We start from the raw sequence: 16666 nt of genomic DNA, 5'->3' as shown, positions 1-16666 counted from the left end.
ATCCCCGTGCGGACCCGTCGCGCCCGGCTCCGCCGCGCTTCCGGTCCCCACTACGCGCTCCCGAATCTTCGGTTCCGCGCGGCGTATTCCTCGCAGGCCGCCCACAGGTCGCGGCGGTCGTAGTCGGGCCACAGCTTGTCCTGGAAGATGTATTCGGCGTACGCCGCCTGCCACAGCATGAAATTGCTGGATCGCTGCTCCCCGGAGCTCCGCAGGAAGAGGTCCACGTCGGGGATGTCCGGCCGCTGCAGGTGCTGCGCCACCGTCGCCTCGGTGATGCGCTCCGGGTTCAGGCGGCCAGCGGCGGCCAGGCGCGCGATTTCTTTTGTGGCGTCGGCGATTTCGGCGCGTCCCCCGTAGTTGACGCAGTAGTTGACGGTGATGACGTCGTTGTCCTTCGTCATCTCTTCGGCGATCGCCAATTCATTGATCACGCTGCGCCACAGCCGCGGACGCGAGCCCACCCAGCGGATCTTGACCCCTATGGTCTTGAGGTTCACCCGGCGCATGCGCACCACATCGCGGTTGAAGCCCATCAGGAAGCGGACCTCCTCGGGCGAACGCTTCCAGTTCTCGGTAGAGAAGGCGTAGAGGCTGAGCCATTTGATTCCGATTTCGATTGCGCCACAGACGACGTCGATGACGACCGCCTCACCCGCCTTGTGGCCGTCGGTACGGGTCAATCCGCGTTGGGTGGCCCAGCGGCCGTTGCCGTCCATCACGATGGCGACGTGAACCGGCAACCGGTCGGCCGGAATCCGGGGCGCGGCGGCCTTGGAGATGTGCTGCGGGGGCCGGGACGGCCCACCGCCGGCGGCGGGCGGCAGTTCGGGAAACACGACCGGCCAGGTCGTCCGGTCGGGAAAGACGGGGTAGTCGTCGGGCGCGGGCGGCAGCTGGGGGAAGTCGGCGGGCCTCGGCGCGCGCCCGGGCGTCCGGCCGGGGCCGCCGGCCCGGACCCTAGCCACAGTCCCGCTCGGCCAGCGCAGCGCGCCGCTCGGCGATGGCGCGGTCGACGTGATGCGTCCGTTCCACCAATGGCAGCGTTTTGAGCTGCCGTTCCAGGTGCCATTGCAGGTGCGCGGCCACCAGCCCGCTGACGTAGCTGCGGTGCGATTGCGGGGTCTTGTCGGCGAACTCCCAATCGCCGTCGTGCAACGCGGACATCAGATCCAGCACGCCCGGCGGCGGTGTCGTCGAGCCGGCCGGACGGCAGTGCGCGCAGACGCTGCCCCCGGCGCCGACGTGAAACGCGCGGTGCGGCCCGGGGGTGGCGCATCGGGCGCACTCGGTCAGCGCCGGCGCCCATCCGGCGATGCCCATGGCGCGCAGCAGGTAGGCGTCCAGCAGCAGGTCCCGGGACCGGCGGCCGTCGGCCACCGCCCGCAACGCGCTCACCGTGAGCCGGTGCAGGGCCGGGGCGGGGGCCCGCTCCTCACCGGCGAGGCGTTCGGCGGTTTCCAGCATCGCGCAGCCGCAGGTGTAGCGGCCGTAGTCGCTGACGATGTCGGTGGCGAACGCGTCAATCGAGACAACCTGGGTGACGATGTCGAGGTTGCGGCCGGGATGCAGCTGCGCGTCGATGTGCGCGAACGGTTCCAGCCGCGCCCCGAATTTGCTGCGGGTGCGGCGGACACCCTTGGCCACCGCCCGAACCAGCCCGTGATCGCGGGTGAGCAGGGTGACGATCCGGTCGGCCTCGCCGAGCTTGTGTTGACGCAACACCACCGCCCGGTCTCGATACAGCCGCATCACAACAGTTTTGCACCCCGCCGCGACAATGCTGGTATCCGCGCCGATTAGTCTCGTACCCCGTGATTGGCGCTTCCGAGTCGAGTACCGGGTCCGTTTTCGGATCCGGCAACCAGCGCCTGCCCACCCTGACTGACCTGCTCTATCAGCTGGCGAGCCGCTCGGTGACCTCCGTCACACTGGTGCGCCGGTCCCTGCACGCCATCCACGCGAGCCAGCCCACGTTGAACGCCTTCCGCGTGGTGCTCACCGAGTCGGCGCTGGCCGACGCGGCGGCGGCCGATCGACGCCGCGCGGCCGGGGACACGGCGCCGTTGCTGGGCATCCCGATCGCGGTGAAGGACGACGTCGACATCGCCGGGGTGCCGACCGCGTTCGGCACCGAGGGATATGTCGCGCCCGCTACCCACGACGCCGAGGTGGTTCGCCGCCTGAAGGCGGCCGGCGCGGTGATCGTCGGCAAGACCAACACCTGCGAACTGGGCCAGTGGCCGTTCACCAGCGGACCCGGATTCGGGCATACCCGCAACCCCTGGTCGCGCCGGCACACCCCGGGCGGCTCGTCGGGCGGCAGCGCGGCCGCGGTGGCCGCCGGGCTGGTCACCGCCGCGATCGGCTCCGACGGCGCCGGCAGCGTCCGGATCCCCGCCGCGTGGACGCACCTGGTGGGCATCAAGCCGCAGCGTGGCCGCATCTCCACCTGGCCGCTGCCCGAGGCGTTCAACGGCATCACGGTCAACGGCGTGCTGGCCCGCACGGTGGCCGACGCGGCGTTGGTGCTCGACGCGGCGTCGGGCAATGTCGAGGGCGACCGGCACAGGCCGCCCCCGGTCACCGCCTCCGACTATGTCGGTATCGCGCCCGGTCCGCTCAACATCGCGCTGTCGACCCGGTTCCCCTACACGGGTTTTCGGTCCAAGCTGCATCCGGAGATCCTGGCTGCGACGCGAGCCGTCGCCACGCAACTCGAGTTGCTCGGCCACACGGTGGTGCCGGGCAACCCCGACTACGGCCTGCGGTTGTCGTGGGACTTCCTCGCGCGGTCGACCGCCGGGCTGCGGGATTGGGAGGAGCGACTGGGCGACGGGGTGACCCTGGACCCTCGCACGTCGGCGAACCTGCGCGTGGGGCATGTCCTGGGTCAGGCGATCCTGCGCACCGCGCGCCGGCACGAAGCCGCCCTGCACCGGCGGGTGGGCTCGATCTTCGACATCGTCGACGTCGTGCTGGCCCCCACCACGGCCCAACCGCCGCCGCTGGCGCGCGCCTTCGACCGGTTGAGCGGCTTCGGCACCGATCGGGCCATGGTCGCCGCGTGTCCGGCCACGTTCGCATGGAACGTGTTGGGCTGGCCGTCGATCAACGTGCCGGCCGGGTTCACCTCCGAGGGGCTGCCGATCGGCGTGCAGTTGATGGGGCCCGCCAACAGCGAGGGCACGTTGATCTCGCTGGCCGCCGAGTTGGAGGCCGTCTGCGGGTGGTCGACCAAGCAGCCGACGATGTGGTGGACCGCAGAAGCGGGCGCGCCGCCGGCGGCCGGCGCCACGCCGTCAAGGTGAAACGCCAAGCGGCACATCACGACCGCCGTGCAACCGTCCTACGGTCCGGACGTCGACGGCGTCGCATAGCCCGCAACGATGCGGGTACCCCGCACCAATGGACCAATCGGATGCACCTCTGTTGGATGCGCTGGCCGATTACCGCAAAAAGAACCGGTACGGGTTCACGCCGCCTGGTCACCGGCAGGGCCGCGGCACCGACGACCGGGTCCTGGCCGTCCTGGGTCGCGAGCCGTTTCTGGACGACGTGCTGGCCAGTGGCGGGCTGGACGATCGCAGGACCAGCCGGCAGTACCTGAAGCACGCCGAGGACCTGATGGCCGAGGCCGTGGGCGCCGACATCGCCTGGTTCTCCACCTGCGGCAGTTCGTTGTCGGTGAAGGCGGCGATGATGGCGGTGGCCGGCGGCGACGGCAGCCTGCTGGTCAGCCGTGACAGCCACAAGTCGATCGTGGCGGGGCTGATCTTTTCCGGCGTGCAACCCCGCTGGATCACCCCCCGCTGGGACGCCGAGCGACATTTCTCGCATCCGCCGTCACCGCAGCAGGTGCGGGAGGCCTGGGAAAAGCAGCCCGATGCCGCCGGCGCGCTCGTCGTGAGCCCCAGCCCGTACGGCACGTGTGCCGACATCGCCGGGATCGCCGAGGTTTGCCACGCGCGCGGCAAGCCGTTGATCATCGACGAGGCGTGGGGGGCGCACCTGCCCTTCCACGAGAACCTGCCGACGTGGGCGATGGATGCCGGTGCGGACGTCTGCGTGGTCAGCGTCCACAAGATGGGAGCGGGCTTCGAGCAGGGTTCCGTGTTTCACGTGCAGGGCGACCGGATCGACCAGGACCGCCTCTCCGCGTGCGCCGACCTGCTGATGACCACCAGCCCCAGTGTCCTGGTGTACTCCGCCATGGACGGCTGGCGGCGCCAGATGGTGCAGCGCGGGCACGAGTTGCTCGGTGGTGCAATGGATCTCGCCTGTCAGCTGCGTCGCGACATCGAAACCATTCCCGACGTGAAGGTGCTCGACGACGAGTTGCTCGGCGTGCAGGCCTCCCATGACCTGGACCGGTTGCAGGTGTTGATGGACGTGTCCGCGACGGGCACGTCGGGCTATCAGGCCCACGACTGGCTGCGCGAGCACGCGCGCGTCGACATGGGGATGAGCGATCACCGCCGCATTCTGGCAACGCTGTCCATTGCCGACGACCGGGACACCGCCGGCCGTCTGATGGGCGCGCTCGCGGACTGGCGCAAGGCCGCCGACGGAATCGACCCGCCGCCGCGCATCGACCTGCCGTCGCCCGAACAACTGCAGCTGGAGACGGTGTGTCTGCCGCGGGACGCGTTCTTCGGGCAAGTCGAGGCGGTTTCCACCGGCCAAGCCGCGGGTCGCGTCGCCGCCGAGCAATGCACGCCGTACCCGCCCGGGATTCCGGCCGTGGTGCCCGGCGAGCGCCTCAACGACGCCGTGCTGGACTACCTGTGTTCGGGTGTGCGGGCCGGGATGAATGTCCCCGACGCCGCGGACCCGTCGTTGCAGACCATCCGCGTGCTGGCGTGACCCTTGGCTCCTGTCGGCAGGCGCGCGGCCGCGACATCACCCGGTTGCCAACGGCTTTGACGCTGTCGGGCAGCACGCGGTTGGCCGCGCGGAAAAGCCAAGCGGCGTCCGGCGATTGCCGCTGCGGCAGCGCGAGTCTAGGACGTCGAACCGCCGGTCTAGAAGCCCAGCCGACCAAGCTGTTTGGGGTCGCTTTGCCAGTTCTTGGCGACCTTGACGCGCAGCTCGAGGTAGACCTTGGTGCCCAGCAGCTTCTCGATCTGCCCGCGAGCCGCGGTCCCGACTTCTCGCAGTCGGGCGCCGCCTTTGCCGATGACGATGCCTTTCTGGCTGTCCCGCTCGACGTAGAGGATGGCGTGCACGTCGATCAGGTCGTCGCGGCCCTCCCTCGGGTTGACCTCGTCGATGACCACCGCCAGTGAATGCGGCAGCTCGTCGCGGACCCCCTCCAGGGCCGCCTCGCGGATCAGCTCGGCCATCAGCGTCTCTTCGGGTTCGTCGGTCAGTTCGCCGTCGGGGTAATACGCCGGGCCTTCCGGCAGCGCCGCCGCGAGCACGTCGATCAAAACGTCCACCTGCTCGCCGGTGGTTGCCGACACCGGAACGATTTCGGCGGAACTGCCAACGAGCTCGCTGACGGCGACCAGCTGGGCGGCCACCCGGTCCCTCGGGACCTTGTCGATCTTGGTGACGATGGCCACCAGCTTCGTTTTCGGTGCGGTCGAACGGATCTGGTCGACGATCCACCTGTCGCCGGGACCGATCGCCTCGTCGGCCGGGATGCACAACCCGATCACGTCGACTTCGGCGTAGGTATCGCGCACCAGGTCGTTGAGCCGCTTGCCCAGCAGGGTGCGCGGCCGGTGCAAGCCGGGCGTGTCGACGAGAATGATCTGGAAATCGTTCCGGTGCACGATTCCGCGGATGGTGTGGCGGGTGGTCTGCGGCCGCGTCGAGGTGATCGCCACCTTGGTTCCGACGAGCGCGTTGGTCAGCGTCGACTTGCCCGTGTTCGGCCTGCCGACCAAACACACGAAGCCCGAATGGAATTCGGTCATGCCCCGGCGCCCCGACGCTCAGCCATGCTGTTCGGCCCCACGGTCGCCGGAGCCGTTGGACTGCGGCTCGGCCGGGCTCAACAGGACAGTGCCGACGCGCACCCGTCCGCGGTGATCGGTGCCGCCCTCGGCCTGCAGCCGCAAGCCGTGCGAGACCACCTCGGCGCCGGGCAGGGGAACCCGGCCCAGCTCCAGGGCGAGCAGGCCGCCGACGGTATCGACGTCGAGGTCGTCGTCGAATTCCACGTCGTACAGCTCGCCGAGGTCCTCGATCGGCAACCGCGCCGAGACGCGGAAGCGTTTGTCGCCCAGGTCTTCTATCGGAGCCGTCTCGGTCAGGTCGTACTCGTCGGCGATCTCGCCGACGATTTCCTCCAGCACGTCTTCGATGCTCACCAGGCCGGCTATCGCGCCGTACTCGTCGACCAGGAGGGCCATGTGGATGCGGTCCCGCTGCATTTCGCGCAACAGCGTATCCAGGGGCTTGGAGTCCGGCACGAACACCGCCGGGCGCATCACGTGCGCCACGGTGATGCCCCGCCCGCGGTCACCCGACAGAAAACTTTGCTGCACAAGGTCTTTGAGGTACACCACCCCGACGATGTCATCGACGTTCTCCCCGATCACCGGGAGGCGGGAATGCCCGCTGCGCACCGCCAGGTTCAGCGCCTGGCTGGCGAGCTTGTCGCTTTCGATCCAGATCATCTCGGTGCGCGGCACCATCACCTCGCGGGCCGGGGTGTCGCCGAGCTCGAACACCGACTCGATCATCCGCCGTTCGTCGGCGGCGACCACGCCGCGCTGCTGGGCCAGGTCGACGACCTCGCGCAGCTCGATCTCGGACGCGAACGGGCCGTTGCGCAGGCCGCGGCCGGGCGTCAGCGCATTACCCAGCACCACCAGCAACCGGCTCAGCGGCATCAACAGCCACGAGATGAGGCGCAGCGGAACCGCCGTCGTCAACGAGATGGAATACGCATGCTGGCGGCCGAGCGTGCGCGGGCCGACCCCGATGACGACGAAACTCATCACCACCATGGTGCCCGCTGCGCCGAACAACGCCCGATTCAGACCGAAGTTGTCGTACAGGAACAGCACCAGCAGCACGGTCGCCGTGATCTCGCAGGTGATCCGCAGCAGCACGACCAGGTTGATGTAGCGCGGCCGCTCGGCCATCACCTCGGACAGCGATACGGCACCGGGCCGCTCCTCGCGCACCAACTCCTGGACCCGGGCCAGCGAGACCGTGCTGATGGCGGCGTCCATCGCCGCGAACAGCCCGCCGATGGCGATCAGCGCCATCGCGCCGAGCAGCCAGGACAGGCCGGTCAACTGCCGGAAGACCTTGATGTGGTGACGGGCTGCCCGACGTCGTCATCGCTGCGCTTGCGGTTGAGGGCCCAGGCGGTGAGACCCACGACCACCCCCAACGCCCCGTAGCCCAGGGCCGAGGGCCACCACGGCGGCGCGGGCTGGGGCGGCTCCTCGTGCGGGCGGACGGCCAGCACCACCAGGAAGTTGCCGTCGTCGGTCGGCCCCGCGCCGGGCAGCGACTGAGTCTTGGTCACCCTGATCTGGGAGTTGGCGCTGCTGGTGTCGTTGACCTGGCCCCACGCCAGGGTCGAGTCGTCGAGCAGGAACATGGTGTCCCGGCTGCCCGCGGGTTGGCTGTTGTCCACCCCGACCACCGCCACCTGGCCGACTTCCACGATCTGGTTGGCGGCGGGCACGGCGACCAGGACGTTCTGATACACCTTCGGCGGCGCCGGCTGCCGGAAGTCCGGCGGTGGCGGGCCGTTGAACCCGTCGGGCGGCACCACGCCCCCACCGTACAAACTGCCCGACGCCACCCAGCCGTCGCCGACCGCGGTGAACGGCACCACGCCGACGGTGGCGGCGTCGAGCACCATCCGGGCGCCGGGCGGCACGTAAAGCTCCCGGTCGGCGCCGTTGTAGAAGTAGCGGAAGGTCATCGCCTGAGTCAGCGGGTTGAACAGAGCCGGCCGGCGATAGGCGTCGTCGTAGTCGACGTAGTCCCAGTGGCGGGGCCGGATCAGCCGCTGATTGTCGACCTTGAGGACGTCGACGTTCTCCCGGTGGGTGTTGACGACGTTCTGCACCCGCTGGTTGAAGTCGACCTGCGTGGGCGGCTTCGGCGGGTCGGCCGGATTGACGCGCGTCGGCGGTGCGGCCTTGGCCGCCGCGACGGCCTGCGGCGGAACGTCCAGCCCCCGCGGCGGTGCCACCACCGAGACGTTTCTGGAGGCGTCGGGCCCCGGCGGGCTGATCGTCTGGACCGCGTTGGGGGGCGGCAGATTCGGCGGGATGACCGGCGGCGCATGCACCGGCTCCGGGCTCGGCGGCACGTAGGGCGGAAGCTCGGGAACCTGCACCGGGCTCGGCGGCGGCTGGGCCCGGCGGGGCGGCGCGGCCTGAGAGCACACGTTGGAGGTGTGGTACTGCGCCACCAGATATTGACACCACTGACAACTGGCGGGGTTGGACCCGGCCCCGGCGCACGGAGCCGCCTCGGCCACGCCGGTCGTGGTGGCTACCACCGAGAACGGCGCCAAGGCGATGGCGGCTGCGGCCGCGATCCCGAGAATTCGAAGTGGGCTCAATTGTCGAAATACCTCGACTTGTCCAGCAACCGGCTATCCCGCTCCAGCTGGCGGTGTTGCTGGTAGGCCTCGACCTGCTCGGCGACCCATTCTTCGAGCAACCGGTCCTGGAGCGCGAACATTTCCTTCTCCTCGTCCGGCTCGCCGTGGTCGTATCCCAGCAGATGCAGCACCCCGTGGATGGTCAGCAGGGCCAGCTCGTGGCCCAGGCTGTGGCCGGCCGCGTCGGCCTGCCCGGCGGCGAATTCCGGGCACAGCACGATGTCGCCCAGCATCGACGGTCCCGGCTCCGGCGCGTCGGGCCTGCCACCCGGCTCGAGCTCGTCCATCGGGAAGCTCATCACGTCCGTCGGCCCGGGCAGGTCCATCCAGCGCATGTGCAGGTCGGCCATCGCCGCGGTGTCCAGCAGCACCATCGACAGCTCGGCTGCCGGGTTGACGTCCATCTTGGCGATGACAAACCGTGCGACGCTGATCAACTCGGTTTCGGAGACGTCGACGCCCGACTCGTTGGATACCTCGATGCTCATGAAACGGTCACGGCCCTCATCACCGGCGCCCGCGGGTGCCCGACGCGCGCCGGGCCGCCCGGTTCATCGCCAGCCCGGGTTCTTCGAATCTCGCGTAGGCGTCCACGATTTCGGAGACCAGCCGGTGGCGCACCACGTCCACGCTGGTCAGCTCCGCGATGTGGATGTCCTCGACGCTGTCCAGGATCTCGATCGCCGACCGCAGGCCCGACCTCGCGCCGCCGGGAAGATCCACCTGGGTGATGTCCCCGGTGATGACCATCTTCGAGCCGAATCCGAGCCGGGTCAGGAACATCTTCATCTGCTCGGCGGTGGTGTTCTGCGCCTCGTCGAGGACGATGAAGGCCGAATTCAGCGTGCGGCCACGCATATACGCCAGCGGCGCCACCTCGATGACCCCGGCGGACATCAGCTTGGGGATCAGCTCGGGATCCATCATGTCGTACAGCGCGTCGTACAGCGGCCGCAGATACGGGTCGATCTTCTCGCTCAGCGTGCCCGGCAAAAACCCAAGGCGCTCACCGGCTTCCACCGCCGGCCGGGTCAGGATGATGCGGTTGACCTGTTTGGTCTGCAAGGCGCTGACCGCCTTGGCCATCGCCAGATACGTCTTCCCGGTGCCGGCCGGGCCGACCCCGAAAACGATGGTGTTGGCGTCGATGGCGTCGACGTAGCGCTTCTGGTTGAGCGTCTTGGGCCGGATGGTCTTTCCGCGCCGCGACAGGATGTCCAGGGTGAGCACTTCGGCCGGCGACTCGTTGTCGGTGCCGGCCAGCATGGCGACGCTGTGGCGGACCACCTCCGGGGTCAGCGGCTGACCGTTGGCGACGATCGCGACCAGCTCGGAGATCGCCCGCTCGGCGAGCGCGACGTCGGCCGGCGCACCCGAGACCGTCACGGCGTTGCCACGCACGTGCAGGTCGGCATTGAGGCTGCGTTCCAACGCGCGGAGGTTTTCGTCTGCCGATCCCAACAAGCCGACGACGACATCGGGCTGGACATCGATGCTGCTGCGTACTTGGGCGTTGGCCTGGAGGCCTCCGGCTGTGTCAACAGCGCTGGTCTCGCGGGGCGTCACGTGGTTCTCGATGCCTGCTTTCTCGGCTTGTCGGTGGTTTGCTCGGCTGCCTAAGTCTACGCCCGGGCCCCCCGTTGGTCAGCGTTCAGCCGCGGAATTAGAGGGGCGAAGCGTCGTCCCAGCGCCCGGTGAGCACGCCGAGCGCGCCCAGCGCCACCGCCGCGGCGGTCGACGTGCGCAGCACCTGCGGGCCCAGCCGCACCGGTGCCGCCCCCGCCCCGGTCAACGCGGCGATCTCGTCGGGGGCGATGCCGCCTTCGGGGCCCACGACGAGAACCAGCGACTGCGCGCGGGCGACCTCGAGGTGGGTCAGCGGGTCGGTCGCCGACTCGTGTAACGCCAGCACCACCGCCCCGGCGGCCACGTCGTCGCGGATCCGCTGGGCCAGTGCCGCGGTGGACAGCACGCCGTCGACGGGCGGGATGTGCGCCCGCCGGGATTGCCGGGCCGCGGACCGGGTTACGGCACGCCACCGGCGCAGTCCCTTGTCCGCGCGGGCGCCCTGCCAGACGGCCACGCAGCGGGCCGCCTGCCAGGCCAGGAACGCGTCGGCGCCGGCTTCGGTGGCCAGCTCGATGGCCAACTCCGAGCGGTCGGACTTCGGCAGCGCCTGGACCACCGTCACCGGCGGCCGGCCGGGCGGGACGCTCCAGCGCTTCAGCACCCGCGCCCGCAGTCCGTCGCGGCCGGCGTGCTCGACCTCGCAGTGCGCCAGGCCACCGGCGCCGTCGCCGAGGACCAGCTGTTCGCCCGGGCGGATCCGCCGCACCGTGGCGGCGTGGAATCCCTCGTCGCCCCCGACGAGGGCCAGCGCCCCGATATCGGGCAGCGCGTCGACGTAGAACAGGGTCGCGACCATGCGCCCGCCTTGCAGCGGCTAGCGGCCGGTGAAGGTCTCGCGCAGGCGGCTGAACAGCCCACCCCCCGCGTGCGTCGACCGGACCTCGGGCACGTCGCGGCTGCGCCGGCTCTTCAGCTCCCGCAGCAGTTCGGTGTCGTGGTGGTCCAGCCGGGTGGGGACCAGCACCTCGACGTGGACGTGCAGGTCCCCCCGGGTGCCCGAGCGCAGGTGCGGCATGCCGTGGCCACGCAGCGTGATGACCGAATTCGGTTGCGTGCCGGCCGGAATGGTGACCTCGCTGAGCCCGTCCAGGATGGCGTCGACGGTGATCGTGGCGCCCAGGGCCGCGTCGACCATGGGCACCGACACCGTGCAGTGCAGGTCGTCACCTTCGCGCACGAAGACGTCGTGAGGCTGCTCGTGAACCTCGACATACAGGTCGCCGGCCGGCCCTCCCCCGGGTCCGACCTCGCCCTGGGCGGCCAGCCGCACCCGCATGCCGTCGCCGACCCCGGCGGGGATCTTGACGCTGATCTCGCGGCGGGCCCGGACCCGGCCGTCACCCATGCACTGGTGGCACGGATCGGGGATGACGACGCCGACGCCGCGGCAGGTCGGGCACGGCCGCGAGGTCATCACCTGGCCGAGCAGCGAACGCTGCACCGTCTGGATCTCGCCGCGGCCGCCGCAGGTGTCGCACGGGACCGGCACGGAATCGCCGTTGGTGCCCTTGCCCTGGCATCGGTCGCACAGCACCGCGGTGTCGACGGTGACCTGCTTGGTCACCCCGGTCGCGCACTCCTCCAGGTCGAGCCGCATCCGCAGCAGCGAGTCCGAGCCGGGCCGCACCCGGCCCATCGGACCGCGGGAGGTCGCGCCGCCGCTGAAGCCGCCGCCGAAGAACGCCTCGAACACGTCGCCCAGACCGCCGAAACCGCCGCCGAAGCCGCCGCCCGCCGCGGCGTTCTCCATCGGATCGCCACCCAGGTCGACGATGCGCCGTTTCTCCGGGTCGCTCAGCACCTCGTAGGCGACGCTGATCTCCTTGAACTTCGCCTGCGCGGCCTCATCCGGGTTGACGTCGGGATGCAGTTCGCGCGCCAGCTTGCGGTACGCGCGCTTGATCTCCGCATCGTTGGCGTCTCTGCTCACGCCGAGCAGCCCGTAATAGTCGCGTGCCACGCCTGCTTCTCCTAAACCTGGTCTTTATCCCGCGCCTGCGCATGCTGCGGGTGCGCGTTCATCGAGCACCCAGGACTTCGCCGATATAAAGGGCAACCGCGGCGACGCTGGCAATAGTTCCCGGATAGTCCATCCGGGTGGGCCCCAGCACACCCATCCCGCCGAAGACGGTGTCGGAGGTGCCGTAGGCGGTGGTGACCATCGAGGTGCCCGCCATCTCCTCGGCGGCCGTCTCATGGCCGATGCGCACCGTCACCTTACCGGCTTCCTGCTGGGCCGCCAGCAACCGCAGCACCACCACCTGCTCCTCGAGCGCCTCCAGGATGGAGCGCAGCGAGCCACCGAAGTCGGCGGCATTGCGCGTGAGGTTGGCGGTACCGCCCATCAGCAAGCGTTCTTCGCTGTGTTCGACCAGCGACTCCAGCAACACCGTCGCCGAGCGGCCGACGGCGTCGCCCAGCCCGTCCGGGGCGCGGAGCTGCCCGGCCAGGTCGGCCACCGCGACCGAGGCCGCCGAAAGCTTCTTGCCGACCAGCGCCTGGCCCAGCAATTCGCGGAGCTGGGACAACCGGTGGTCGTCGATGACGTCGCCGAGTTCGACGATGCGCTGGTCCACCCGGCCCGTGTCGGTGATGACCACCATCAGCAGCCGGGCCGGGGTCAGCGCGATCACTTCGAGGTGGCGCACGGTGGACGACGTCAGCGTCGGGTATTGCACCACGGCCACCTGGCGGGTCAGCTGGGCCAGCAGCCGCACCGCCCGGCGCAGCACGTCGTCCAGGTCGACGCCGGACTCAAGGAAGCTCAGGATCGCGCTCCGCTCGGCCGAGGACAGCGGCTTGACGTCGTGGAGGCGGTCGACGAATTCGCGGTAGCCCTTCTCCGTGGGCACGCGCCCAGAGCTGGTGTGCGGCTGGGTGATGTAGCCCTCGGCCTCCAGCACCGCCATGTCGTTGCGGATGGTCGCGGACGAGACGCCCAGGTTGTGACGCTCCACCAGGCTCTTGGAACCGATGGGTTCCTTGGTGGCAACGAAATCGGCGACGATGGCACGCAGCACCTCGAAGCGACGGTCGTCGGCACTTCCCACTCGCTGTCACCTCCCTGCACCGCGTTGACCGGTTCATTTTACGGGTCTCGAGTCCTGCCAACCGTTACCAGCGGTCGTTCGCCGGCGCCCGGCGGGCGGGCAATCGGCGGCGCCCGCCGCGATTCGGGCGGCATCGGCTCCGACGCCGCGTCTTCCGACTAGCCTGTCCAGCATGAACCGGTCCGCCGAGAACAACGGGTCGCGGAAGATCGGCCCATGATTTTCAAGGGCGTGCGCGAAGGCAAGCCGTATCCCGAGCACGGGCTGTCCTACCGCGACTGGGCCCAGATCCCGCCGCAGCAGATCCGGCTCGACGAACTGGTCACCACGACGACGGTGCTCGCCCTGGACCGCCTGCTGTCGGAGGACTCGACCTTCTACGGCGACCTGTTCCCGCACGCGGTGCGGTGGAAGGGCGTCACCTATCTCGAAGACGGGCTGCACCGCGCGGTCCGGGCGGCGCTGCGGAACCGCACCGTGCTGCACGCCCGGGTGTTCGACATGGACATGGCGCCGGGGCCGCCGCGGTAACCCGGTCACGTTTGTGCGGCCCCGGGTGTCGACTCAGTGAGGACGTTGGTTCACACCGCAACTCGCTAGGAGGATGCCATGTCCCGGTTGCCAGGGGTCTCCGACCACGACGCCGGCCTGGGCGCCCGGGTCGCCTTCTTCTTCACCAGGCGCAAGCTGGCGCAGATGACCGGTCTGGAAACGGCCGGGATGCTGGAACCGCTGCGGATGTACGCGCACATCCCGCGGCTGCTCAACGCCTACGGGAGGCTCGAGCAGGCCGAGTCGAAGCTGGACATCCTCAGCCCCCGCCACCGCGCGCTCGCGGAGCTCAAGTCGGCGACGACCGTGCGCTGCGAGTACTGCATCGACCTGGGGTCGCAGATCGCCCGGCAGTGGGGCATCACCGACGAGGAACTGCTCGGGATGGCCGACTATCGAAACGCCGCGTGCTTCTCCCCCGTCGACAAGCTGATCCTCGAGTACGCAACCGCGGTCAGCCTGACCCCGGTGGAGGTCAGCGACGAGCTCTTCGACGCGCTGCGCGCCCATTTCGACACCGCCCAGCTCGTCGGTCTCACCCACGTCATCACGCTGGGTAATCTGCGGGCCCGCTTCAACCTCGCCCTCGGGATCGGCTCGTCCGGCTTTTCCGGCGACCGGGTCTGCGCCCTACCCGACACCGGCGGCCGCACGTGACCGCGGATGCGTCGGTGACGGCGCGCTTCGAGGCGGCGCGGCCGCAGCTGGGCGCCATCGCCTACCGCATGCTGGGCTCGATCGACGACGCGCAGGACGCCGTGCAGGAAACGTGGCTGCGGCTCAACGGCGCCGCCGACGACGACATCGCCAACCTGGACGCCTGGCTGACCACCGTGGTGGCCCGCATCTGCTTGAACATGCTGCGCGACCGCCGGGCCCGCGGGCGGGAGGAGCCCAACCGGGTCCTGCCGGATCCGATCGTGGAAGCCGAAGGCGAATACGACCCCGAACGCCGGGCGATGCTGGCCGACGCGGTGGGGCTGGCGCTGTTCGTGGTGCTGGACACCTTGCCGCCCGAGCAGCGCCTGGCGTTCGTGCTGCACGACGCGTTCGCCGTGCCGTTCGACCGGATCGCACCCGTCGTCGGCCGGACGCCGGAGGCCACCCGCAAGCTGGCCAGCCGGGCGCGCCGGCGCATCGCAGCGGCCGACCCGACGCCCGACTCCGACATGGTCGCCCAGCGGGAGGCCGTGGACGCCTTCTTCGCGGCGGGCCGAAGCGGCGACTTCGACCGCCTGGTGGCGGTGCTGCATCCCGACGTGGTGTTGCGCGGCGACTTCGGCCACGGCACCGCGGGTTTCCGCGCCGAGGGGGCGTCCGCCGTGGCGAAGCTGGCCCGCGCCTACGCGGGTGCGGACCGCGAGGTGCGCGCCGCGACCGTCAACGGCGCTGCGGGCGCGGTGATCTTCGTGGCCGGCCGGGCGACGGCGATCATGGGCTTCGTGGTGCGCGACGGCCTGGTCGCCTCGGTCGACGTCCTGGCCGACCCCGCCCGCGTCGCCCGATCAGACCCGCGCGTGCTGCGCGCAGGTCACTGACCGGCGGCCTGCAGCAACTCCATCGCCGACGCCCGCGACAGCACCCAGCCGCCCTGGTTGACGAACGTGATGTTCTGGGTGACGGGAGACGTCAGCTTCGGGCCGGAGACCGCGACATCGGCCGTGGCCGTACCGGCGGCGGCCGGCTGGATGTTCGTGACGTCGAACGACAGGGGCAGGTCGCCGTTCCTGGCGGCCTTCTGCAGCTTCTTGTCGGCGACGTGCGCCTCGATCCCGCTGATGCCGCCCTGCACCAGGTTGCTCTTGCTGGCGAACGACACGCTGGGGTCGGCCAGGCTGTTCAGCACGCCGGTCAGCTGGTCGGCGGTCGGGACGTCGGCGGCGACCGGAGCCGGATCCCGCGGCAACGGCGCGCCGACCGCGACGAGCCCCACCTGATCCACCGGCGCCGCGATCGACGCCGCGCCCGCGGCCGCGCCCGCGATGACGGCGAAGGCCGCCGCTCCGGTGGCGAGCAACTTAACGGTTTTCATGGTTCCCCCTTCGACGGGCACGAATGATCCGAAACGATCCACACATCTGGCGTGGTGTCAACGCGCCTGCTACCCCTGGTTGTTTCGCGTGTCGGCACGGCTACGTTACGGCCGGGCGATGTGGAGACAACATGCACAACCTGTGCGCTGACTGTGTGGCCGCCCAGAATACCGGCCGCCTAGTTGGTCGCCGTCGCAGCCTGGATCAGGGCGATGGCGGCGTCGTGCTGGAGAAGCCAGTTCCCGCCCTGGTTGACGAACACCAGGTGCTTTTGCACCGGCCCGGCGAACTTCGGGCCCGAGATGGCCACGTCGGCCTGGGCCATGTTCGGGCCGGCCGGGGCGATGTTCGTCACCGCGAAGGTCTCCGGGAAGTTCCCGTTGCGGTAGGCCTTTCGCAGATCGTGGTCGGCGACGTGGCCCTCGTCGGGGCTGATGCCGTTTTCGACCAGATTGTTCTTGGTCGTGTACGAGACGCCCGGATTGGTGGCCTGCTCGCACAGGCTCGACAGCTGGGCCGCGGTCGGCAGGGCTCCGGGGGCCGGCGGCGGTGGTGGCGGGTCCTGCGGTAAGGGCGCGCCGAGCGCGGCCAGCTGCACTTGATCGGTCGGTGCTGTGACGAATGCGCCACCGGCGGCTCCCCCTACGACGGCGAAAGCCGCCACGCCGGTGGCAACGGTTTTCCAGGTCTTCATGGTGTTCACGGTTCCCCCTTCGACGCGCGTGCACCACGATGGGATGTCAGTGATGTTGTCCCCCACATGGTTACGCGAGACCACGGTGTAGTTGGTGTAAGTGTGCCTGGTGCGACCGGCA

17 protein-coding genes are annotated in these 16666 nt (G+C 69.9%); 5 read left to right on the top strand and 12 right to left on the bottom strand.

Features of this window, described 5'->3' with window-relative positions; translation table 11 throughout:
* Window positions 1-50: 50 nt before the first annotated feature.
* A complete protein-coding gene (locus tag AWC03_RS09955; protein ID WP_085240328.1) occupies window positions 51-968 on the bottom strand; it encodes a decaprenyl diphosphate synthase in 918 nt (305 codons plus the stop codon).
* On the bottom strand, window positions 961-1752 hold the full coding sequence (gene recO / locus AWC03_RS09950; RefSeq protein WP_085240327.1) for a DNA repair protein RecO: 792 nt from the start codon (window positions 1750-1752) through the stop codon (window positions 961-963). The genes AWC03_RS09955 and recO overlap by 8 nt, the downstream gene beginning before the upstream one ends.
* A gap of 62 nt (window positions 1753-1814) precedes the next feature.
* Here recO and AWC03_RS09945 point away from each other — a divergent pair, with 62 nt between their 5' ends.
* Entirely contained in the window at window positions 1815-3311 is a 1497-nt protein-coding gene (locus tag AWC03_RS09945; RefSeq protein WP_085240326.1) for an amidase, read from the top strand.
* A gap of 97 nt (window positions 3312-3408) precedes the next feature.
* Window positions 3409-4866 (top strand): aminotransferase class I/II-fold pyridoxal phosphate-dependent enzyme, encoded by a 1458-nt coding sequence (locus AWC03_RS09940; RefSeq protein ID WP_085240325.1) that lies wholly within the window; start codon window positions 3409-3411, stop codon window positions 4864-4866.
* 158 nt (window positions 4867-5024) lie between these two features.
* On the opposite strand, the gene era is transcribed toward AWC03_RS09940, so the two are convergent.
* The 8 genes from era to hrcA all read right to left on the bottom strand — a co-directional run bounded on the left by era (window position 5025) and on the right by hrcA (window position 13266).
* Window positions 5025-5924 carry a GTPase Era gene (gene era, locus AWC03_RS09935; protein ID WP_085240324.1) on the bottom strand — a complete coding sequence of 300 codons (900 nt, stop codon included), beginning with the start codon at window positions 5922-5924 and terminating at the stop codon, window positions 5025-5027.
* Between the two features lie 18 nt (window positions 5925-5942).
* Window positions 5943-7256, bottom strand: coding sequence for a hemolysin family protein (locus AWC03_RS09930; protein WP_085240323.1), 1314 nt, complete (start codon window positions 7254-7256; stop codon window positions 5943-5945).
* Window positions 7253-8545, bottom strand: a complete 1293-nt coding sequence (locus AWC03_RS09925; RefSeq protein ID WP_085240322.1) for a hypothetical protein — start codon at window positions 8543-8545, stop codon at window positions 7253-7255. Before AWC03_RS09925 ends, AWC03_RS09930 begins: the two co-directional genes overlap by 4 nt.
* Entirely contained in the window at window positions 8542-9075 is a 534-nt protein-coding gene (gene ybeY, locus AWC03_RS09920) for an rRNA maturation RNase YbeY (protein ID WP_085240321.1), read from the bottom strand. The genes AWC03_RS09925 and ybeY overlap by 4 nt, the downstream gene beginning before the upstream one ends.
* A 19-nt stretch (window positions 9076-9094) precedes the next feature.
* Complete coding sequence (locus tag AWC03_RS09915) at window positions 9095-10153, bottom strand: PhoH family protein (protein ID WP_085240320.1); 1059 nt, start codon at window positions 10151-10153, stop codon at window positions 9095-9097.
* Window positions 10154-10250: 97 nt separating this feature from the next.
* Window positions 10251-11012: a 16S rRNA (uracil(1498)-N(3))-methyltransferase gene (locus AWC03_RS09910; protein ID WP_085240319.1), complete on the bottom strand. Its 762-nt coding sequence runs from the start codon at window positions 11010-11012 to the stop codon at window positions 10251-10253.
* Window positions 11013-11030: 18 nt separating this feature from the next.
* A complete protein-coding gene (gene dnaJ / locus AWC03_RS09905) occupies window positions 11031-12176 on the bottom strand; it encodes a molecular chaperone DnaJ (RefSeq protein WP_085240318.1) in 1146 nt (381 codons plus the stop codon).
* 58 nt (window positions 12177-12234) lie between these two features.
* Window positions 12235-13266, bottom strand: a complete 1032-nt coding sequence (hrcA, locus tag AWC03_RS09900) for a heat-inducible transcriptional repressor HrcA (RefSeq protein ID WP_085240317.1) — start codon at window positions 13264-13266, stop codon at window positions 12235-12237.
* A 216-nt stretch (window positions 13267-13482) separates the two neighbouring features.
* Here hrcA and AWC03_RS09895 point away from each other — a divergent pair, with 216 nt between their 5' ends.
* From AWC03_RS09895 to AWC03_RS09885, 3 genes are all read left to right on the top strand, one after another.
* Window positions 13483-13797: a type II toxin-antitoxin system VapB family antitoxin gene (locus tag AWC03_RS09895; protein WP_067918923.1), complete on the top strand. Its 315-nt coding sequence runs from the start codon at window positions 13483-13485 to the stop codon at window positions 13795-13797.
* A 78-nt stretch (window positions 13798-13875) separates the two neighbouring features.
* Window positions 13876-14475, top strand: a complete 600-nt coding sequence (locus AWC03_RS09890; protein ID WP_085240316.1) for a carboxymuconolactone decarboxylase family protein — start codon at window positions 13876-13878, stop codon at window positions 14473-14475.
* Window positions 14472-15356, top strand: coding sequence for a sigma-70 family RNA polymerase sigma factor (locus tag AWC03_RS09885; protein ID WP_085240315.1), 885 nt, complete (start codon window positions 14472-14474; stop codon window positions 15354-15356). The genes AWC03_RS09890 and AWC03_RS09885 overlap by 4 nt, the downstream gene beginning before the upstream one ends.
* Here the strand turns inward: AWC03_RS09885 and AWC03_RS09880 are convergent.
* Together AWC03_RS09880 and AWC03_RS09875 are read right to left on the bottom strand one after the other, a co-directional pair.
* A complete protein-coding gene (locus AWC03_RS09880; RefSeq protein WP_085240351.1) occupies window positions 15350-15850 on the bottom strand; it encodes an MTB12 family secreted protein in 501 nt (166 codons plus the stop codon). The two genes, AWC03_RS09885 and AWC03_RS09880, sit on opposite strands and share 7 nt — an antisense overlap.
* Before the next feature lie 179 nt (window positions 15851-16029).
* Complete coding sequence (locus tag AWC03_RS09875) at window positions 16030-16545, bottom strand: MTB12 family secreted protein (RefSeq protein ID WP_085240350.1); 516 nt, start codon at window positions 16543-16545, stop codon at window positions 16030-16032.
* Between the last annotated feature and the right edge of the window lie 121 nt (window positions 16546-16666).

Origin of the sequence: Mycobacterium europaeum (genome assembly GCF_002102155.1) — a bacterium.
In the GTDB taxonomy this organism is placed as follows: Bacteria; Actinomycetota; Actinomycetes; order Mycobacteriales; family Mycobacteriaceae; genus Mycobacterium; species Mycobacterium europaeum.
Note: the sequence above shows the minus strand (reverse complement) of the source record. Positions and strands in the feature narration are given on the sequence as shown.